This is a genomic window from Phytopseudomonas flavescens (assembly GCF_900100535.1).
Lineage (GTDB): Bacteria > Pseudomonadota > Gammaproteobacteria > Pseudomonadales > Pseudomonadaceae > Aquipseudomonas > Aquipseudomonas flavescens.
In genome coordinates, this window is the sequence record NZ_FNDG01000021.1 from 82,335 (window position 1) to 102,109 (window position 19,775).

Annotated in this window: 21 protein-coding genes; 16 read left to right on the plus strand and 5 right to left on the minus strand. The window is 62.5% G+C overall.

All coding sequences use genetic code 11. The features are described from left to right. Positions 1 to 55: 55 nt before the first annotated feature. The gene (gene rpoH, locus BLR94_RS22115) at positions 56 to 910 is read left to right on the plus strand and encodes an RNA polymerase sigma factor RpoH (RefSeq protein WP_084308070.1); all 855 of its coding nucleotides are present in this window, start codon (positions 56 to 58) and stop codon (positions 908 to 910) included. A gap of 197 nt (positions 911 to 1,107) precedes the next feature. Here rpoH and mtgA read toward each other — a convergent pair whose 3' ends face one another. Then, complete coding sequence (gene mtgA, locus BLR94_RS22120; protein ID WP_084308071.1) at positions 1,108 to 1,830, minus strand: monofunctional biosynthetic peptidoglycan transglycosylase; 723 nt, start codon at positions 1,828 to 1,830, stop codon at positions 1,108 to 1,110. Between the two features lie 151 nt (positions 1,831 to 1,981). Between mtgA and BLR94_RS22125 the strand changes: the two genes are divergently transcribed. From BLR94_RS22125 to BLR94_RS22145, 5 genes are all read left to right on the plus strand, one after another. Further along, the gene (locus tag BLR94_RS22125; RefSeq protein WP_084308072.1) at positions 1,982 to 2,353 is read left to right on the plus strand and encodes a DUF423 domain-containing protein; all 372 of its coding nucleotides are present in this window, start codon (positions 1,982 to 1,984) and stop codon (positions 2,351 to 2,353) included. Between the two features lie 142 nt (positions 2,354 to 2,495). Next, on the plus strand, positions 2,496 to 2,696 hold the full coding sequence (gene thiS / locus BLR94_RS22130) for a sulfur carrier protein ThiS (protein WP_084308073.1): 201 nt from the start codon (positions 2,496 to 2,498) through the stop codon (positions 2,694 to 2,696). Between the two features lie 45 nt (positions 2,697 to 2,741). Continuing rightward, a complete protein-coding gene (locus BLR94_RS22135; RefSeq protein ID WP_084308074.1) occupies positions 2,742 to 3,536 on the plus strand; it encodes a thiazole synthase in 795 nt (264 codons plus the stop codon). A gap of 99 nt (positions 3,537 to 3,635) precedes the next feature. Continuing rightward, positions 3,636 to 4,352 carry a tRNA (guanosine(46)-N7)-methyltransferase TrmB gene (gene trmB / locus BLR94_RS22140; protein ID WP_084308075.1) on the plus strand — a complete coding sequence of 239 codons (717 nt, stop codon included), beginning with the start codon at positions 3,636 to 3,638 and terminating at the stop codon, positions 4,350 to 4,352. A gap of 113 nt (positions 4,353 to 4,465) precedes the next feature. Further along, positions 4,466 to 4,699 carry a hypothetical protein gene (locus BLR94_RS22145; protein ID WP_084308076.1) on the plus strand — a complete coding sequence of 78 codons (234 nt, stop codon included), beginning with the start codon at positions 4,466 to 4,468 and terminating at the stop codon, positions 4,697 to 4,699. On the opposite strand, the gene BLR94_RS22150 is transcribed toward BLR94_RS22145, so the two are convergent. After that, complete coding sequence (locus BLR94_RS22150) at positions 4,700 to 5,584, minus strand: EamA family transporter (protein WP_084308077.1); 885 nt, start codon at positions 5,582 to 5,584, stop codon at positions 4,700 to 4,702. 153 nt (positions 5,585 to 5,737) lie between these two features. Beyond that, positions 5,738 to 6,517 (minus strand): exodeoxyribonuclease III, encoded by a 780-nt coding sequence (locus tag BLR94_RS22155; protein WP_084308078.1) that lies wholly within the window; start codon positions 6,515 to 6,517, stop codon positions 5,738 to 5,740. A 93-nt stretch (positions 6,518 to 6,610) separates the two neighbouring features. Here BLR94_RS22155 and pyrE point away from each other — a divergent pair, with 93 nt between their 5' ends. Further along, entirely contained in the window at positions 6,611 to 7,252 is a 642-nt protein-coding gene (gene pyrE, locus BLR94_RS22160; RefSeq protein WP_084308079.1) for an orotate phosphoribosyltransferase, read from the plus strand. A 27-nt stretch (positions 7,253 to 7,279) separates the two neighbouring features. Next, positions 7,280 to 7,879: a DUF4124 domain-containing protein gene (locus BLR94_RS22165; RefSeq protein WP_084308080.1), complete on the plus strand. Its 600-nt coding sequence runs from the start codon at positions 7,280 to 7,282 to the stop codon at positions 7,877 to 7,879. Between the two features lie 40 nt (positions 7,880 to 7,919). Here BLR94_RS22165 and BLR94_RS22170 read toward each other — a convergent pair whose 3' ends face one another. Next, positions 7,920 to 8,321 (minus strand): acyl-CoA thioesterase, encoded by a 402-nt coding sequence (locus BLR94_RS22170; protein ID WP_084308081.1) that lies wholly within the window; start codon positions 8,319 to 8,321, stop codon positions 7,920 to 7,922. A 464-nt stretch (positions 8,322 to 8,785) separates the two neighbouring features. Here BLR94_RS22170 and BLR94_RS22175 point away from each other — a divergent pair, with 464 nt between their 5' ends. The 6 genes from BLR94_RS22175 (at position 8,786) to BLR94_RS22200 (ending at position 16,701) form a co-directional block, all read left to right on the plus strand. After that, the gene (locus BLR94_RS22175; RefSeq protein WP_084308082.1) at positions 8,786 to 9,754 is read left to right on the plus strand and encodes a phosphate ABC transporter substrate-binding protein PstS family protein; all 969 of its coding nucleotides are present in this window, start codon (positions 8,786 to 8,788) and stop codon (positions 9,752 to 9,754) included. A 167-nt stretch (positions 9,755 to 9,921) separates the two neighbouring features. Then, on the plus strand, positions 9,922 to 12,207 hold the full coding sequence (locus BLR94_RS22180) for an ABC transporter permease subunit (protein ID WP_084308083.1): 2,286 nt from the start codon (positions 9,922 to 9,924) through the stop codon (positions 12,205 to 12,207). A 34-nt stretch (positions 12,208 to 12,241) separates the two neighbouring features. After that, positions 12,242 to 13,897, plus strand: coding sequence for a phosphate ABC transporter permease PstA (pstA, locus tag BLR94_RS22185; RefSeq protein ID WP_167359796.1), 1,656 nt, complete (start codon positions 12,242 to 12,244; stop codon positions 13,895 to 13,897). A 103-nt stretch (positions 13,898 to 14,000) separates the two neighbouring features. Beyond that, entirely contained in the window at positions 14,001 to 14,834 is an 834-nt protein-coding gene (gene pstB, locus BLR94_RS22190) for a phosphate ABC transporter ATP-binding protein PstB (RefSeq protein ID WP_084308084.1), read from the plus strand. 92 nt (positions 14,835 to 14,926) lie between these two features. Then, entirely contained in the window at positions 14,927 to 15,655 is a 729-nt protein-coding gene (gene phoU / locus BLR94_RS22195) for a phosphate signaling complex protein PhoU (RefSeq protein ID WP_084308085.1), read from the plus strand. A gap of 143 nt (positions 15,656 to 15,798) precedes the next feature. Then, positions 15,799 to 16,701 carry a response regulator gene (locus BLR94_RS22200; RefSeq protein WP_084308086.1) on the plus strand — a complete coding sequence of 301 codons (903 nt, stop codon included), beginning with the start codon at positions 15,799 to 15,801 and terminating at the stop codon, positions 16,699 to 16,701. 64 nt (positions 16,702 to 16,765) lie between these two features. Here BLR94_RS22200 and BLR94_RS22205 read toward each other — a convergent pair whose 3' ends face one another. Further along, positions 16,766 to 18,184 (minus strand): DASH family cryptochrome, encoded by a 1,419-nt coding sequence (locus BLR94_RS22205; RefSeq protein WP_084308087.1) that lies wholly within the window; start codon positions 18,182 to 18,184, stop codon positions 16,766 to 16,768. A 170-nt stretch (positions 18,185 to 18,354) separates the two neighbouring features. On the opposite strand from BLR94_RS22205, the gene BLR94_RS22210 reads away from it, so the two are divergent. After that, the gene (locus BLR94_RS22210) at positions 18,355 to 18,948 is read left to right on the plus strand and encodes a MarC family protein (RefSeq protein ID WP_084308088.1); all 594 of its coding nucleotides are present in this window, start codon (positions 18,355 to 18,357) and stop codon (positions 18,946 to 18,948) included. Then, positions 18,945 to 19,727 carry an N-acetylmuramoyl-L-alanine amidase gene (locus BLR94_RS22215; protein WP_084308089.1) on the plus strand — a complete coding sequence of 261 codons (783 nt, stop codon included), beginning with the start codon at positions 18,945 to 18,947 and terminating at the stop codon, positions 19,725 to 19,727. Before BLR94_RS22210 ends, BLR94_RS22215 begins: the two co-directional genes overlap by 4 nt. Positions 19,728 to 19,775: the final 48 nt, after the last annotated feature.

A 19,775-nucleotide genomic window follows, 5' to 3' on the forward strand; every position in this document is an offset into this window, starting at 1 on the left:
CCGGTCACAATGCGCAGTGCTAAACTGCGTACGTTACGTGAATCGGAGGATTCAAATGTCCACTTCCTTGCAACCTGTTCATGCTCTGGTTCCAGGCGCAAACCTGGAAGCATACGTGCATGCCGTCAACAGCATTCCGCTGCTGACGCCCGAGCAGGAGCGCGAACTGGCCGGCAATCTCTTCTACCGCCAGGATCTCGAGGCCGCCCGCCAGATGGTGTTGGCCCACCTGCGGTTCGTCGTGCATATCGCGCGCAGTTATTCCGGCTATGGCCTGGCTCAGGCTGACCTGATTCAGGAAGGCAACGTTGGCCTGATGAAGGCGGTCAAGCGCTTCAACCCGGAAATGGGTGTGCGCCTGGTGTCCTTTGCCGTGCACTGGATTCGTGCCGAAATCCACGAGTTCATCCTGCGCAACTGGCGCATCGTCAAGGTTGCGACCACCAAGGCTCAGCGCAAGTTGTTCTTCAACCTGCGCAGCCAGAAGAAGCGTCTGGCCTGGTTGAACAACGACGAAGTCAATGCCGTGGCCGAAAGCCTGGGCGTCGAGGCCCGTGAAGTCCGCGAAATGGAAAGCCGCCTGACTGGCCACGACATGGCCTTCGATCCGGCTGCCGATGCCGACGACGACAGCGCCTTCCAGTCGCCAGCCCAGTACCTGGAAGACCACCGTTACGACCCTGCCAGGCAGATGGAAGACGAGGACTGGAGCGACACCTCCAGTGCCAACCTGCATGAGGCCCTGGAGGCGCTCGACGAGCGCAGCCGCGATATCCTCCAGCAGCGTTGGCTGGCCGAGGAAAAGGCCACGCTGCACGAGCTGGCGGCCAAGTACAACGTCTCGGCGGAGCGTATCCGTCAGTTGGAGAAGAACGCGATGAACAAGCTCAAGGGCTCCATCGCCGCCTGATTCCGGCACGCTGAAGCCAAAACGCCCCGACATCGTTCGGGGCGTTTTGTATCTGCAGTATTTCCTGGGTGTAGGGTGGACGACGCTTCACCTACGCGGCCCGACCCGTCCACCACCCTGTGCTCACTGAAGCTACCTATACCTGGTGCCCATGCCGCCCATTGATCGCATCACACCCGTTATGTGCACGATCTTGCCTACTTCTCCCACCAGCCTGGCCCTGGTGCCTGCAGCTGGTTCAGGTAGTGGCTGCCACCGAGCTGGCGCATCTGTCGGCGGATCCAGCCGGCGCGCTGGTTGACGTAGCCGCTGGGGCGACCCGCATCGAGCAGCCGCGGGTTGGGCAGCACGGCTGCCAGCAGGCTGGCCTGGCGTGCCGAGAGATAGGAGGCGCCGGTATCGAAGTGGTGCTGTGCCGCCGCCTCGGCGCCGAATACGCCATCTGCCCATTCAGCGCTGTTCAGGTAAACCTCGAGGATGCGTTGCTTGGGCCACAGCAGTTCGATCAGTCCGGTGAACCAGACTTCGAAGCCCTTGCGCAGCCAGCTGCGACCGGACCAGAGAAAAAGGTTCTTCGCTACCTGCTGGCTCAGGGTGCTGGCGCCCCTTACCGAACCGCCCTGTTGGTTGTGCGACACTGCGGCCTTGATTGCATCGACGTCGAAACCCCAGTGCTGAGCGAATTTCTGGTCTTCGCTGGCGATCACTGCCAGCTTCAGGCCATCGGGCAACTGCTCCCAGGATCGCCAGCTACGCTGCAGGTCGATGGGCTGGCCGTCGATCCAGGATTCGACCTTGCGCTCGACCATCAGCGCCGTGCCCGGCGGCGGAACCCAGCGAAAGGCGAGCACCAGCAGGACCGAGCCAGCGATGAACCAGAACAGCAGCTTCAGCAGGAGGCGGCGAACGGATCGGAGCATGCGTGGGGCGCCAGGCGTTATGGGCCGGCCATTATACGGTTCCCAGCGCCGCTGCGGGCAAGCGTGCCTACCACTGCGGCAATCGCGAGCGCGCGCAGGAACGGCCGAGGGCGTAAACTGCCTTATCGTTTGATGATCCGTGGAGAACGCGATGGTTCGTCTGTGGTTGCTGCTGTCGGCCTTCGCCGGCTTCTCCGGTGTCGCCCTGGGGGCATTCGCTGCCCATGGCCTGAAGAACAGGCTGAGCCCCGAATACCTGGCGGTATTCCAGACCGGCACCCATTACCAGTTGATCCACGCCCTGGCATTGCTTGGCGTAGCCACTCTCGCCCTGCTGGTGCCGGGTCGCCTGGTGAACCTGGCAGGCAGTTTCTTCGCCATGGGGATCGTGCTGTTTTCCGGCAGCCTTTATCTGCTGACTCTCAGTGGTGTCAGCAAGCTCGGTATCGTCACCCCTTTCGGTGGGCTGGCGTTTCTGGCCGGCTGGGCCTGCCTGGGGTTGCTCGCCTGGCGCATGACTTGATGGGAAGGCCATTGCAGGGCGAAAAGGCGAGCCTTGCAGCTTCTCCAAGCTGAGTCAGAGGATGAATGGGCGGCCAGTACCTTGGTCATCGTCGGTGATCGGGCTAGAATGCCGGCCCTTTCTCCTGTTGCGACGTGTCGCCATGCATATCCAGTTGAACGGTGAAACTCTCGAGCTGCCCGAAGGTGCCAGTGTCGCCGACCTGATCGAGCACCTGCAGCTGGCAGGCCGCCGCGTTGCAGTCGAGCGCAACCTCGATATCGTTCCGCGCAGCCAGTACGCCAATACCCCGTTGGCCGAGGGCGATAGCCTCGAAGTGGTGCATGCCATCGGCGGCGGTTGAACGCCGCGTCGCGCCCTTCCCACTCTTCCGTGCAGAGGAATTCCCATGAGCCATGCTGTCAGCGACAAGCCCTTCATCCTGGCCGGCCGTACCTACCAGTCGCGCCTGCTGGTCGGTACCGGTAAATACAAGGACCTCGACGAAACCCGTGCGGCCATCGAAGCCTCGGGTGCGGAAATCGTTACCGTGGCGGTGCGCCGTACCAACATCGGCCAGAACCCGGGCGAGCCCAACCTGCTCGAGGTGATTTCGCCGGATCGCTACACCATCCTGCCGAACACCGCTGGCTGCTACGACGCCGTCGAAGCGGTGCGTACCTGCCGCCTGGCCCGTGAGCTGCTCGACGGCCACGCACTGGTCAAGCTGGAAGTGCTGGCCGACCAGAAGACCCTGTTCCCCAACGTGATCGAAACCCTCAAGGCCGCCGACGTGCTGGTCAAGGAAGGTTTCCAGGTGATGGTGTACACCAGCGACGACCCGATCATCGCCCGGCAACTGGCGGAAATGGGCTGCATCGCGGTGATGCCGCTGGCCGGTCTGATCGGCACCGGGCTGGGTATCTGCAACCCTTACAACCTGCGCATCATTCTCGAAGAAGCGAGCGTTCCGGTGCTGGTGGATGCCGGGGTGGGTACCGCCTCCGACGCCACCATCGCCATGGAGCTAGGCTGCGAGGCGGTGTTGATGAACAGCGCCATCGCCCATGCCCGGCAGCCGGTGCTGATGGCTCAGGCCATGAAATACGCCATCGAGGCCGGCCGCCTGGCCTACCTGGCCGGGCGTATGCCGAAAAAACTCTATGCCAGTGCTTCATCGCCCCTGGACGGCATGATCCGCTAGATCCTACAGCTCTGGATTCAGCCTGCCGCGCAGGTGTCGAATGGGGACAGGCAGCCCCGTTCGCGCTTTCTCTTCCCTATTCCGTGTCCCGAGTACTCCATGAGCGATATCGAACAAACCCCAGCCGAAGAAATCCCACGGCACATGCGTGCCATCAAGAGCTTCGTGATGCGTGCAGGACGCATGACCGAAGGCCAGCAGCGCGGCTTCGATCAGGGTCTGGCGAAGTTCGGTCTGGCGTTGAGCGATGGCCTACAGGATTTCGACGCGGTATTCGGGCGTCAGGCGCCGCGCACCTTCGAAATCGGCTTCGGGATGGGCCACTCCACCCTGGAAATGGCTGCCGCAGCCCCTGAGCAGGATTTCATTGGTGTGGAAGTGCACCGACCGGGTGTTGGTGCATTGCTCAACGGGGTGATGACCCAGAACCTCAGCAACCTGCGGGTGTACAGCTGCGATGCCCTGGACGTGCTGCGTCAGTGCATCGCCGACGCCAGCCTCGATCGTGTGCTGCTGTTCTTCCCGGACCCCTGGCACAAGGCACGGCATAACAAGCGGCGTATCGTTCAGCCGGCGTTCGCCGAACTGGTACGTCAGAAGCTCAAGGTCGGCGGTGTGCTGCACATGGCCACCGACTGGGAGCCCTACGCCGAATACATGCTGGACGTGATGAACGTCGCTCCGGGCTATCGCAACCAGGCTGTCGATGGCCGCTGCGTGGAACGCCCGGCCGAACGCCCGGTGACCAAGTTCGAACGCCGTGGCGAGCGCCTGGGTCATGGTGTGTGGGACCTGAAGTTCGAGCGCGTCGACTGACGATGGTGCATCCCTCGCGGCGGCAGGTCCGGAAGGCGAGCCACGCTCGCAATCGACCGCAATTGCAGGCGTCTGACCCTGCCGTGCGGGAAGCTGGGCGTGGGCGCTGGCTGATGTACCTGGTGGCCGTGGTTACGCTGATCTGTGCCAGCTGCATGCTGTTTCTGATCGCGCAAGCCGTGCACAGCGGGGTTGCGGTATCGATGCCACGAGGTGGGCCGAGCGTGGTATATCCTCTGGTTACTCGGCCCTTGGGGTTCTATCTGCACCTGCTCCTGTACTCGGGCAGTGCTGCATTGTTTCTTGGCTTCGCCTGGCTGTGCCTGAGGGTGTCGCGTATCGGCTGATCACGCTGCTGCACGACGCACTCGCTGCAACAGCTGGGTACCGAACACGTTGATCAGCAGGCCGAGCATGACCACGGCCGCACCGACCCACTGGAGCCGGCTCAACCCTTCGCCGAGCAGCAACCAGGCCGAGCTGAGGCCGACCACCGGTACCAGCAGCGAGAAGGGCGCCACCTTGCTGGCCGGATAACGTGACAGCAGGCGGCTCCACAGGCCGTAGCCGAGCAGGGTGGCGATGAACGCCAGGTAAGCGATGGCCAGCAGCGAGTTGAGGGAGATGTGGCGCAGCGCCGTTTCGATCTGCGCAGGCCCTTCGAGCATCAGCGACAGCGCCAGGAATGGCAGTGGCGGAATCAGGCTGCCCCATACCACCAGGCTGACCAGGTTCACCTTGCCGATGCGTTTGGTGACGATATTGCCCAAGCCCCACATCGCTGCCGCGCACAGGGTCAGCACGAAACCGGCCAGGGTGAAGCTGCGCCCGCTTTCACTGCCGATCAGCAACAGTCCGGCGGCTGCCACGACCAGCCCGATCAGGCTGCTGCGACGTACCGTTTCACCGATGAACAGTGCGGCGAAACCCAGGGTGAAGAAGGCCTGGGCCTGTAGTACGAGCGATGCCAGGCCTGCGGGCATGCCGGCGTACATGGCCGAGAATAGAAAGGCGAATTGCCCCAGGGAGATGGTCAGGCCATAAGCGAGCAACCAGCGCAGCGGCATGTCCGGGCGGCGTATGAAGAGGATCGCGGGGAACGCTGCCAGTGCGAAACGCAGGGCACCGAGCAACATCGGCGGTACGCCTTCGAGGCCGACCTTGATGATCACGAAGTTGACGCCCCAGGCGATGATCACCACGGCAGCCAGCAGTATGTCCTTGGGTGTCATGGGCGCGGCCTCGTGTGGTGGTATGCGGAGGCGCAGGCTAGCGCGGATGGCTCGCGCTGACACGCCACAGTTGGCGGCGTTTTTCCCAATACAGAGCAGCGCAAATGAAAACGCCCCGACCAGGTCGGGGCGTTTTCGTGTCAGCGACAGCGATCAGACGGTCAGCGTCCAGTCGTAGTCGACGATCAGCGGCGCATGCTGAGAGAAGCGCGGCTGACGCGGCAGGCGTGCGGTGCGCACACTGCGGCGCATGCCTGGAGTGAGCAACTGGTAATCGAAGCGATAGCCCAGGTTGAGCATCTGGGCCTGTTCGTTGTCCGGCCACCAGCTGAACTGGTCAGCTTCACGATTGACCTCGCGCACGGCATCGACATAACCCATGGTGCCAGTGATCTCGTCCATCCAGGCGCGCTCGGGCGCCATGAAACCGGGTGATTGCTGGCAGTCGCGCCAGTTCTTCACGTCCAGTTTCTGATGGGCGACATACAGCGAGCCGCAATAGATGTAGTCGCGGCGCTTGCGGCGCTGCTTGTCCAGGTACTTGGAGAAATCGTCCATGAACTTGAATTTCTGATTCAGGCTCTCGTCGCCGCCCATGCCCGAAGGCAGCAGCAGCGTGGCAATACTCACTTTGTCGAAATCTGCCTGCAGGTAGCGCCCGTAGCGATCGGCCGTTTCAAAGCCGAGCCCGCTGATTACCGCCTTGGGTTGCAACCGCGAGTAGAGCGCCACGCCACCTTGGCTTGGTACTTCTGCATCGCAGGCATAGAGGAAATAGCCATCCAGTTGGAGGGCTTGGTCGTCCAGCTCAAAGGCGGAGGCACGGGTGTCCTGCAGGCAGATCACGTCGGCATTCTGTGCTTGCAGCCAACTGAGCAAACCGCGCTCGACTGCAGCATGAATACCATTCACGTTCACACTGATGATCCGCATAAATGGCCCCCAAAAACACGTGCGTGTATGATACCTGAGCTAGACGCCATTTAGTAATTCCAAGCCACATCCAGCACCGCCTCAGGGTCATTCATGCAAACGTACCAGCGCGATTTCATTCGTTTTGCCATCGAGCGGGGCGTTCTTCGCTTCGGCCAGTTCACCCTCAAGTCAGGACGCGTCAGCCCCTACTTCTTCAATGCAGGGCTATTCTCCAGTGGTCTGGCGCTGGCCCGGCTCGGGCGTTTCTACGCGGCTGCCGTGGTCGACAGCGGCATCGAGTTCGACGTGCTGTTCGGCCCGGCCTACAAGGGCATTCCGCTGGCCGCCAGCACCGGCATCGCCTTGGCTGAGCATCATGCTCTCGACCTGCCCTGGTGCTTCAACCGCAAGGAAGCCAAGGATCACGGCGAAGGCGGCAGCCTGGTCGGCGCGCCGCTCGATGGCCGTGTGCTGATCATCGATGACGTGATCACCGCTGGTACCGCGATCCGTGAAGTGATGCAGATCATCCAGGCGCAGAACGCCCAGGCCGCCGGTGTGTTGATTGCGCTGGATCGTCAGGAGCGGGGGAGTGGTGAGCTTTCGGCGATCCAGGAAGTGCGGCGCGACTTCGCTATTCCGGTGGTGAGCATCGTTTCTCTGCAACAGGTGCTGGAATATCTGGCCGATGATGCTGAACTGAAACACTACCTGCCTGCCGTCCAGGCTTATCGGGACGAGTACGGCATCTGATCCTGGCAAGCCGAGGGAACGCGTTCCATGTCCAAGTCGCCCATCATGCGTCGCACCCTCTGGCTTGGGCTGTTGCTGCCGCTGTGGGCGAGCGCCAGTGAGATGTACCGCTACACCAATGCCCAGGGCATCACGGTGATCGACCGCCAGGGGGTGCCCAGCGAATTCATCGCCCAGGGCTACGAGGTGCTCAACGAGCAGGGCCGCGTGGTGCGGGTGGTGCCACCGGCGCCGACTCCGGAGGAAATGAAGAAGCTGCTGGCCGACCGCGAGCGGGCGAAGTCAGACGCCCAGTTGCTGCGCCTGTACAGCAGTCTCGAAGACGTCGACCGCGCGCGATCCCGCAAGTTGGCAGAGTTGGACGGGTTGATCGGCGTAGCCAACGGAAACTTGCAGTCTGTGCGCCTACAGCAGGCCAATCTGCAGCAACAGGCGGCGGATCAGGAGCGTGCCGGTCGCCAGGTACCCGAGCAACTGCTCGGCCAGATCAACAGCCAGCGTGATGAGCAGGTTCGCCTGAAGAAGGAAATCGAACGCCACCAGGCCGCCCGCATGCAGGCGGACAGCAGTTTCGCGGCGGATCGCTCACGGCTGAGCGAGTTGATCGGCCAGGGTCGCCAGAACTAGAAGGCGCTGCTGCCGCCGGCAAAGGCGGGAGTGTCCGCGTTCAGCGGCGCGGTGGCACCGAGCGGGTACGCCCGCTGCCGTCGATGGCGACGAACACGAAAACCGCTTCGGTGACCTTGCGCCACTCGCTGGACAGCGGGTCGTCACTCCATACCTCTACCAGCATCTGGATCGAGCTGCGGCCGATCTCCAGCGCTTGCGTGTAGAAGGACAGCTGGGCGCCAACCGCCACCGGAACCAGGAAGGCCATGCGATCGACCGCCACGGTCGCGACGCGACCTGCAGCGATCTTGCTGGCCATGGCCGTTCCGGCCAAGTCCATCTGCGAGACCAGCCAGCCGCCAAAGATGTCGCCGAAACCGTTGGTTTCGCGTGGCAGTGCGGTGATCTGCAGTGCCAGATCGCCCTGAGGTATCGGGTCTTCCTGTTCGAAGTCTTTCATCGGTTCACGGCTCGCGGCGCGGTGGTGGGCCCTGTGGGAAGCATCTCTGAAAGGCAGCTGCGTCGTCATCGCTGCGTCAAAAACAGCCATGCTCAGGCTGGACGCGTCATCAGAATACTCATTCGCAGTGTTCTGACTCACTCCACAGGCTTCAACCTGCCGCTGACTGCCTCGCCTGCATTTCCAGAGCTGCTCTGAGAGTGGGCCGGGAAAGTATACCGACTGGGTACTCGCCCTGCGACCTTAGCGCGTTGCGCGTGCCCATGCATCAGGATTCGCATCGGCGATGCCCTGCGGGCATCGTCACCCAACTGTCACATTGTTTACATAGAGTGGTCACAACGGCTGACGATACTGAGCCCCGTTCCAACCAACACGACCCCATCGTGAGAAGCCGGTAGACCGGGCGCTACGACCACGGCACGCCGGCCTTCCACTGATTACCACTCTGCTAGGAGCAAGGCATGAAACTGAAGCGTTTGATGGCGGCCATGACATTTGTCGCAGCTGGCATCGCCACTGCCAATGCGGTTGCCGCTGTCGATCCGGCTCTGCCGACCTATGAGAAGACGTCCGGTGTATCGGGCAACCTGTCCAGCGTCGGTTCCGACTCCCTGGCCAACCTGATGACCCTGTGGGCCGAGAATTACAAGCAGTCCTACCCGAACGTGAACATCCAGATCCAGGCTGCCGGTTCTTCCACCGCGCCGCCTGCGCTGACCGAAGGCACTGCCAACCTCGGGCCGATGTCGCGCGCCATGAAAGACAGCGAGATCCAGGCGTTCGAGCAGAAGTATGGCTACAAGCCGACTGCCGTTCCGGTCGCCATCGATGCCCTGGCCGTGTTCGTCCACAAGGACAACCCGATCAAGCAACTGACCATGCAGCAGGTCGATGCCATCTTCTCCAGCACCCGCCTGTGCGGTGAAGCCAAGGATGTGAAAACCTGGGGTGAGCTGGGCCTGAGCGGCGAGTGGGCGGCCAAGCCGATCCAGCTGTTCGGCCGCAACTCGGTATCCGGCACCTATGGCTACTTCAAGGAAGAGGCCCTGTGCAAGGGTGACTTCAAGTCCAACGTCAACGAGCAGCCGGGTTCGGCTTCCGTGGTGCAGTCGATCTCCAGCACTGTCAACGCAATCGGTTACTCGGGCATTGGCTACCGTACCGCCAGCGTTCGTGCCGTTCCCCTGGTGAACAAGAAGGGTGAAGTCGAGGAGGCCAACGAGAACAACGCACTGTCGGGTAAGTACCCACTGGCTCGCTTCTTCTACATCTACGTGAACAAGGCGCCTAACAAGCCGCTGAGCCCGCTGGACGCTGAGTTCCTCAAGCTGATCCTGTCCAAGCAAGGCCAGGACGTCGTGGTCAAGGATGGCTACATCCCGCTGCCGCTCAAGGTCGTCGAGAAGACCCGCAAGGAGCTGGGGCTGTAAGCCTCTAGCAACCTGCAATTCGCGAAGCCCGCCTCTCTCCGAGAGGCGGGCTTCGCTACGTCACCGCGCTGTAACTTTTCTGTCACACGAACGCGCTAGATTGGCCGGGCTCGTGAAATGGACGAAAAATACCGCGCGCTCATGGCCGCGCAGAGACGCTCTCCACTATGAATGACCTGGCAAGTGAACCCATGACCGCCTCTTCGAATTCCCTCGGGCTGGACTTCAATACGCCAGCCCTGAAACGCAAGCGCCGCATACGTGCTTTCAAGGATCGTCTGGCACGCTGGTGCGTGTCGATCGGTGGCCTGGCGGTGCTTGGCGCCATCACCCTGATCTTCTTCTACCTTGCCTATGTCGTGCTGCCGATGTTCCAGGGCGCCGATATCGAGAAGCGTGAGGCCGTACAGCCGGCCTGGCTGGCCGATGCCGGTGCGCCGCTGCTGATGGCCCTGGAAGAACAGAACCAGGTCGGCATGCGCCTGGCGCGTGATGGCACGATCCAGTTCTTCGACGCCGAGAGCATGGCGGCATTGACTCGCATCGATCTGCCACTGCCTGCTGGCACCGAGGTGGTCTCGGTCGGTGAAGACCAGCCGGGCAGCCACCGCATCGCCCTCGGGCTTTCCAACGGCCAGGCCTTGGTATTCGAGCACACTTACCGTATCTCCTACCCGAACGACGTGAAGACCATCACGCCGTCCATCGTCTACCCGTTCGGCGAGGCGCCGCTGACCATCGACCCCGAAGGTCGCCCGCTGGAGCACATGGGCATCAGCGTGAACAGCGGTACGCTGCTGATCGCCGGTTCGGTGGGTAGCGAGCTGCAGGTGCTGAGCCTGAGCCGCGACGAGAACATGATGACCGGTGAGGTCGAGGTTAGCGAAGAGCGCCTGTCGCTGCCGCAGATCGCAGAGCCGATCAAGGAACTGACCATCGACCCACGTCAGCACTGGCTGTTCGTGATCAACGGTCGCGCCACTGCCGATGTATTCGATCTGCGCAGCAAGGCTCTCAATGGTCGCTACAAACTGCTCAACGATGGCAACCGCGAAATCACCTACGCGACCTCCCTGCTGGGCGGCATCTCGCTGCTGACCGGTGATAGCGCCGGCGGCATCCAGCAATGGTTCATGGTACGTGACGAGGATGGCAATTCTTCGCTCAAGCCGGTTCGTGAGTTCAAGCTCGCTGACAGCCCGATCACCCAGATCATTTCCGAAGAACGCCGCAAGGGCTTCATCGCCCTGGACGACAAGGGCAATCTGGGTATTTTCCACAGTACCGCTCACCGCACCCTGCTGGTCGAGCCGGTCGCTGAAGGTCACAACATCGCCGCGCTGTCGCCGCGCGCCAACCGTGCTCTGGTCGAAGCCAATGGCAAGCTCGAGCGCGTGTTGATCGACAACCCGCACCCGGAGATTTCCTGGAGCTCGCTGTGGGGCAAGGTCTGGTACGAGAACTACGACAAGCCGGCCTATGTCTGGCAGTCGACCTCGGCCAACACCGACGCCGAACCGAAGATGAGCCTAGCACCGCTGGCATTCGGTACCCTCAAGGCCGCCTTCTACGCCATGTTGCTGGCCGCTCCGCTGGCCATCGCCGCGGCGATCTACACCGCGTACTTCATGGCTCCGGCCATGCGTGGCAAGGTCAAGCCGGTGATCGAACTGATGGAAGCGCTGCCGACGGTGATCCTCGGCTTCTTCGCCGGGCTGTTCCTCGCCCCTTATGTGGAGGGACACCTGCCGGGTATCTTCAGCCTGCTGATATTCACGCCGATCGGCATCCTGCTGGCGGGCTTCCTGTGGAGCCGCTTGCCTGAGTCGGTGCGTCTGCGTGTGCCGGATGGCTGGGAAGCGGCGCTGCTGATTCCGGTGATCCTGCTGGTCGGTATCGTCTCGCTGAGCATGAGCGGCTACCTGGAGAACTGGCTGTTCGACGGCAACATGCGTGCCTGGCTGAGCGATGACCTGGGTATTCCGTTCGATCAGCGCAACGCACTGGTAGTCGGCCTGGCCATGGGCTTCGCGGTGATCCCGAACATCTATTCGATCGCCGAAGACGCCGTGTTCAGCGTGCCCAAGAGCCTCACGTTCGGTTCCCTGGCCCTGGGTGCCACACCGTGGCAGACCCTGACCCGCGTGGTGATCCTGACCGCCAGCCCGGGCATCTTCTCGGCGGTGATGATCGGCATGGGCCGTGCCGTCGGCGAGACCATGATCGTGCTGATGGCCACCGGCAACACGCCGATCATGGACATGAACATCTTCGAAGGCCTGCGCACCCTGGCAGCCAACGTGGCGGTGGAAATGCCCGAGTCGGAAGTCGGCGGTACCCATTACCGGGTGCTGTTCCTCTCCGCCCTGGTGCTGCTGTCGTTCACCTTCGTCATGAACACGCTGGCCGAGCTGGTGCGTCAGCGCCTGCGCGTCAAGTACGCTTCGCTCTGAGGACTGCAAGACTATGTCCGTGAAACAGCACAACATGAAATCCTGGTTCAAGAGCGGTTCGCCCTGGATCTGGATGAACGCCGGCGCGGTGTCCATCGCCATCATCATGACCCTGGGTCTGTTGGCGGTGATCGCTACCCGTGGCCTGGCCCATTTCTGGCCGTCCGACATCATCGAGGCCCGCTACCAGATCCCGGGCCAGGAAGCCAAGATCATGGCGGGCGAGGTGGTGCAGAAGGAAGAGATTCCTCGCGCCCGCCTGGCCTCGGCAGGTCTGCCGGTGAACGTCGACGGCGGTGAGTTCATGACCCGCGAGTTGCTCAAGGTCGGTAACCGTGATCTGTACGGCGCGGACTTCTCCTGGGTGGTCGGCGAATGGCTTGGCGAACAACGCAAGCCCGCGAACCTGACGGCTTTCGAGCGCCGCGAGTGGGGCAACTTCTACGGCTACCTGCTCAACGTCAAGGAAGACGGCAAGCTGGTTGCCGAAGGCGATGCCGCCTGGGCCGAACTGCAGAAGCGCCTGCTGCGCGTGGAAAACCTGCACGGCGAGATCGTGAAGCTGGAGAAGCGCGACATCGGTCGCATCAACGCCGGCCTCGAGCGTGTGCGCCTGCAGACCCGCAAGCTGGAGCTCGGGGGTGAGCTGACCGATGCCGCGCAGGCTGACCTGGCTGCCGAGCGCGCTCGCTGGGATGCCGAGTACAAAGTACTGGAAGCCGAGCTGAATGCCCGTCACCAGCAGTTCAACCGCGATAGCATGACCGTTCGCTCGGCCGATGGCCGCGAGCAGGAAATCAGCCTTGGCAAAGTGGTTCGTGCCTTCCGTCCCAATGCCATGTCGAACCTCGACAAACTGAGTTTCTATGGCAGCAAGCTGTGGGAGTTCGTCAGTGACGACCCCCGTGAGGCGAATACCGAGGGCGGTATCTTCCCGGCGATCTTCGGCACCATCATGATGACCCTGATCATGGCGGTCATCGTCACTCCGTTCGGGGTGGTCGCGGCGATCTACCTGCGCGAGTACGCCAAGCAGGGGCCGCTGACCCGGGTCATCCGTATTGCCGTGAACAACCTGGCCGGCGTTCCGGCGATCGTCTATGGCGTGTTCGGTCTGGGCTTCTTCGTCTACGTGCTCGGTGGTTCGATCGACCGGTTGTTCTTCCCCGAGGCCGCGCCGGCACCGACCTTCGGTACCCCGGGCCTGCTGTGGGCCTCGCTGACCCTGGCGCTGCTCGCCGTGCCGGTGGTGATCGTCGCCACCGAGGAGGGCCTGGCGCGAATCCCGCGGGCGTTGCGTGAAGGCTCCCTGGCGCTGGGCGCCACCAAGGTGGAAACGCTGTGGCGCGTGGTGCTGCCGATGGCCAGTCCGGCGATGATGACCGGTCTGATCCTCGCCGTGGCCCGTGCTGCGGGTGAAGTGGCGCCACTGATGCTGGTTGGTGTGGTCAAGCTGGCCCCGAGCCTGCCGGTGGATGGCAACTACCCTTACCTGCACCTCGACCAGAAGATCATGCACCTGGGCTTCCATATCTATGACGTCGGCTTCCAGAGCCCCAACGTCGAAGCGGCGCGGCCGCTGGTCTACGCCACTGCGTTGCTGCTGGTCATGGTCATCGCGATTCTCAACCTGACGGCCGTCTACCTGCGCAACCGCCTGCGCGAGAAGTACAAGGCCCTGGACCACTAAATCCGAGCCGCAAGCCCCAAGCCGCAAGCTTCAAGCAGAAGCGCGGCGGACGGGCTTGCAGCTTGCAGCTTGCAGCCTGGCGCTGCGAACGGAGTGAGCACTTATGCAACACGAAACCGCTTCCCATGGCATCGACATCTCGGCCCTTGGCCGTGACAAGCAGAGCCTGAACCTGGCCAACGAAACCGTGGCCATCGAAGTACCCGGCCTGAACCTGTTCTACGCCGACAAACAGGCGCTGTACGACGTCAAGATGAACATTCCCAAGCAGCGCGTGACGGCCTTCATCGGCCCCTCCGGCTGCGGCAAGTCGACCCTGTTGCGCACGTTCAACCGGATGAACGATCTGGTCGACGGTTGCCGCGTGGAGGGCGAAATCAACATCGATGGCCGCAACATCTATCGCAAAGGTGAAGATGTTGCCGAGCTGCGCCGTCGCGTCGGCATGGTGTTCCAGAAGCCCAACCCGTTCCCCAAGAGCATCTACGAGAACGTGGTCTATGGCCTGCGCATCCAGGGCATCAACCAGAAACGCGTGCTCGACGAGGCGGTGGAATGGGGCCTGAAGAGCGCCGCGCTGTGGGATGAGGTCAAGGATCGTCTGCATGATTCGGCCCTCGGTCTGTCCGGTGGCCAGCAGCAGCGGCTGGTGATCGCCCGGACCGTGGCGGTGCAGCCGGAAGTCCTGCTGCTCGATGAGCCGTGCTCGGCCCTCGACCCGATCTCCACGCTGAAGGTCGAGGAGCTGATCTACGAACTGAAGTCCAAGTACACCATCGTCATCGTCACCCACAACATGCAGCAGGCTGCGCGGGTTTCCGATTACACGGCGTTCATGTACATGGGTAAGCTGATCGAATTCGGCGACACCGATGCACTGTTCACCAACCCGGCCAAGAAGCAGACCGAGGACTACATCACCGGTCGTTATGGCTGACAGCAGATGCAAGCAAGCGGCAAGTAAACGAGATGATGACCAACTGACTGGTGGCTTGAAGCGTGTAGCTTGAAGCTCGCGGAGCGACAAAGATGATCAACAAAGACAGCCTGACCCATCATATTTCCCAGCAGTTCAACGCCGAGCTGGAGGAGGTGCGCAGCCACCTCCTGGCCATGGGTGGCCTGGTCGAGAAGCAGGTCAACGATGCCGTCACCTCGCTGATCGAGGCCGACTCCGGCCTGGCTCAGCAGGTGCGCGAGATCGACGACCAGATCAACCAGATGGAGCGCAACATCGACGAAGAGTGCGTACGCATTCTCGCCCGTCGCCAGCCAGCGGCTTCGGATCTGCGTCTGATCATCAGCATCTCCAAGTCGGTGATCGACCTGGAGCGCATTGGTGACGAAGCCACCAAGATCGCCAAGCGCGCGATCCTGCTGACCGAGGAAGGCGAGTCGCCACGGGGTTACGTGGAGGTTCGCCACATCGGTGATCAGGTGCGCAAGATGGTGCAGGAGGCGCTGGATGCCTTCGCCCGTTTCGACGCCGACCTGGCGCTCTCGGTGGCCCAGTACGACAAGACCGTCGACCGCGAATACAAGACAGCGCTGCGTGAGCTGGTCACCTACATGATGGAAGATCCGCGTTCGATCTCCCGCGTGCTCAATGTGATCTGGGCGCTACGATCGCTGGAGCGTATCGGTGACCACGCGCGCAACATCGCCGAGCTGGTGATCTATCTGGTGCGCGGCACCGACGTGAAACACATCGGCCTGACCCGCATGCAGGAAGAAGTGCAGGGCAGCGCCAAGGAGTAATTCCGGCTACGCTTTCGCGCTGCAGGTATATGCAGGCCTGGCACGCCCTGGCTGCCCGTGCGTGTGCCCGCAGCATCGCGCTTTAGTGTTGGCATTAGGCCAGTGCTCGCGTCTATGCTAATGGCCATTCGAGGGAGTGGTCGATGAGCAAAGTCAGTGTACTGGTGGTGGACGATGCCACCTTTATCCGCGATCTGGTGAAGAAGGGCCTTCGTGACCATCTTCCCGGTATCCAGATCGAGGAGGCCGTCAACGGGCGCAAGGCCCAGCAGGTGCTCGACCGTAATCCGATCGACCTGATCCTCTGTGATTGGGAAATGCCGGAGATGTCCGGTCTCGAGCTGCTGCAATGGTGCCGTGAACAGGAGGCGTTGAAAGGCGTGCCGTTCATCATGGTCACCAGCCGGGGTGACAAGGAGAACGTCGTGCAGGCCATTCAGGCCGGGGTATCGGATTTCATCGGCAAGCCGTTCTCCAACGAGCAACTGATCACCAAGGTCAAGAAAGCCCTGCAGCGCAGTGGCAAGCTGGCTGCGCTGATGTCGGCCGCTCCGCCGAAAATGCTCGGTAGCGGCGCCTTCGCCAACGATTCGCTGGCGGCGTTGACCGCTGGCAAGGCCGAGGTCGTACGTCCGACCGCTTCGGCCCAGCCTGCGGCTGCGTTCAGCGCCAGCCCGGCGCCTGCCAAGGCGGCGTCGAGCACCCCCATGGGCCGTAGTCAGGGGCAACTGCGCCTGCCCGGTGGCACCATGGCGTGTATCGTCAAGGCACTCAGCCTCAAGGAAGCCTTGCTGGTGGTCAAACGTGGTGAGCTGATCCCACAAGTGCTGGAGAGCGTGGTAATCGACCTGGAGCAGGGCGAATCGTCCGAAGTGGCGCGCCTCAACGGCTATCTGCACAGCGTCGCCGCGTTCGAGCCGAAGCCCGATAGCGAGTGGCTGCAAGTGGTCTTGCGTTTCGTCGACCGTGATCCGCAGAAGCTGGACTACCTGTCCCGGTTGATCGCTCGCGGCACCACCCAGAAGCACTTCACGCCAGGCGGCTGAGCGCGCCTGGATCGTCCTCGATGGCGGCTGCCCGGCCGCTCGTCAGGTCTGCTCCCTTGCTGTGTTATGCCACGTCATGGAGATGCTGCTGCCAGGATTGTGGAATCCGCTCCAGCCTCGGGTAGTTGATCGCCTCCAACTGCGCTGGCGACAGCAGGAAGGGCGTGTGGCGAAACTGTTCGGGCAGGCTGCGCAGTTCCGGGATCCACAGGCTCACGTACTCACCGTGCGGATCGTACTGGCGGGCCTGCTTGAGCGCGTTGAACAGGCGTTTGAGCCGTGGGTCGCTACCGACTCCGGCCAGGTAGGCCCAGTTGCCCCAATTGCTGGCCGGATCGTAATCGATCAGGTGTTCCTCGAACCAGGCCGCACCGTGGCGCCAGTCCTGCTGCAGGTCACTGACCAGATAGCTGGCCACCACCTGGCGGCCGCGATTGGACATGAAGCCGGTGGCGATCAGCTCGCGCATGTTGGCGTCGACCAGTGGCATGCCGGTGCGGCCGTGGGTCCAGCGCTCGAAACGCTCGTCTATCTGGTGGGGCGCGCGTTCCGTGGCTTTCAGCCCGCCTGCTTCGAACAGCGCCTGGCCATGACGCTGCAGCGTACAGCGGAAGAACTCGCGCCACAGCAGTTCCAGCCACAGCCAGTAAGTGGACTCGTTGGCGCCATGCAGCGCTTCATGTCGACGCAGTTCGGCAGCGACACGGCGCGGCGACAGGCTGCCGTTGGCCAGCCAGGGTGAGAACTTCGATGAATATTCGCTGCCGATCATGCCGTTGCGTGTGTCCTTGTAACGCCGCACGCCCTGGCTGTCCCACAGATAATCACGCAGGCGTGCCTGTGCCGCTGCCTCGCCGCCGGAGAAAGGGAATGCGCTCGGCGCGACGCTCAGGGCATCACCTAGCCCTAGCTGGGATTGGGTCGGCAGTGCAAAGGCGTGAGGATCGATGCCCTCGGGTAGTGGCGGTAGTTTGTCGGGCGCGGCCTGGGGCTGGAAGACGTACTGGCGGGTATCGATCAGCGCGCGGAACTGGCTGTAGACCTGCGGCATTCGCGATAGAGGGCAAGGCAGTTCGGCTTCGCTGAGCAAGCCGTTGCTCTGCGCCGTATGCAGGGGGATGTCACCCAGGCTATCGACAACACGAGCGAGCAGGGCGAGTTCCTGAGGGGCAATTTCATCGAGGGTCAGCACACTTTGCAGGTCGAACTGCGCGACCAGTTGCCCGATCACCTCTTCCGGCCTGCCGGTTATCACCAGCAGCTTCGAGCCGCGCTGGCGCAGGGCGCTGTCGAGAGCGGTCAGGCTTTCCAGCAGAAAGCGTGCCCGGTGTACGCCGATGCGCCGGCTGCCGAATTCATCGAATTGCAGCAATGCCGGATCGAGAACATACAAGGGCAGCAACCGGTCTGCTCCCAAGGCTGCCTGCAGTGCGGGATGATCGTCGAGGCGTAAATCCTGTTTGAACCAGAGCAGCGCACGCATGGCGTATTTCCTCGCAATATACCCAGTATGGATCGCCAGGAGGCTCGGCAAGTTCAGCACCGTCCGGCGCCGACCGGCGGCAGCCGTGGCCTGGCAACGCACAGGCGCATTGCTGACTGACGCCGGCGTTGGCAGCCAGTAGACTGTCCGGCTGTTTCCGGGAGCCCTGCATGGACATCGTCAGCATCGCCGTTCTGATCTTTCTGGTCACCGACCCGTTCGGCAATATCGCCATCTACATCGCTGCGTTGAAGAATGTCGCACCCGAGCGCCGTTTCCGCGTGGCCGCCCGTGAGCTACTCTTCGCCCTGGCTCTGTTGATGCTGTTCCTGAGCTTTGGCGACAAGGTGCTCAGCGGCCTGGGGTTGTCGCGCGAGGCGACGGCGATCGCCGGGGGTATCATCCTGTTCGTCATCGCCATGCGCCTGATTTTCCCCAGCCCCCAGGGCCTGCTGGGCGAGGTACCGGACGGCGAGCCGATGCTCGTTCCCTTGGCTACGCCAGCGGTGGCCGGGCCTTCTGCATTGGCGGTGCTGATGACCCTGCGCAACACCCACGAGGGTCAACTCTGGGAGCTTTATCTGGCGGTGTTGCTGGCCTGGGCCGCGACCGCCTTCATCCTGCTGCAGGCTTCCACGCTGCAGCGTTTCCTCGGCCCTCGCGGGCTGACGGCAGTGGAGCGGCTGATGGGCATGCTGTTGATCATGCTCAGCGTCGATATGCTGCTGGACAATCTACAAAGCGTATTGCATATCCAGCCATGAAATTCTTCAGTCTTGTCCTGTCCGCCCTGCTGCTCGTCGGTTGTGCCAGCGGCCCGCGCATCGATCATCGTTACACCTCCACTGGTCAGAGCAGCCGGGTGCAGTACATCGTGCTGCACTACACCTCGGCCGACCTGCCACGCTCCCTTGAATTGCTCACCAAGCAGGAGGTCAGCGCGCATTACCTGATCGACGCGGTGCCGCCGACCATCTACCAACTGGTGGATGAGGATCGTCGCGCCTGGCATGCAGGTGTCAGCGAATGGCAGGGGCGTACCTGGCTCAACGGCACCACCATCGGCATCGAACTGATCAACCAGGGGTACTTCGACACGCCCAAGGGGCGTTACTGGCAGCCCTATGCCCAGCAGCAGATCGATGCGCTGATCGTGTTGCTCAAGGACATCATGCAGCGCCATCAACTGCCGCCCGGCAGCATCATCGGTCACAGCGATATCGCGCCGCAGCGCAAGGTCGATCCGGGCCCGCTGTTCCCCTGGAAGCAACTGGCCGATGCCGGCCTCGTGCCGTGGCCGGATGCCGCCGCAGTCGCCCGTGAGCAGGCTGCCTACACCCTCAGCCTGCCGGACGTCGCGTGGTTCCAGCAGCAGTTGGCCTTGCAGGGCTATGAGGTGCCGGACAATGGCGTACTCGACGAAGCGACGCGCAATGTGATCCGCGCGTTCCAGATGAAGTACCGACAAACGCTCTACGATGGCCAGCCGGATGCGGAAACCGCGGCACTGCTGCTCGTACTCAATCGCATGGCCAAGGCCTAGAGTCTGTTGACGTTTCAGCGCGGTGGTGCGTGAAACGTCAACAGACCC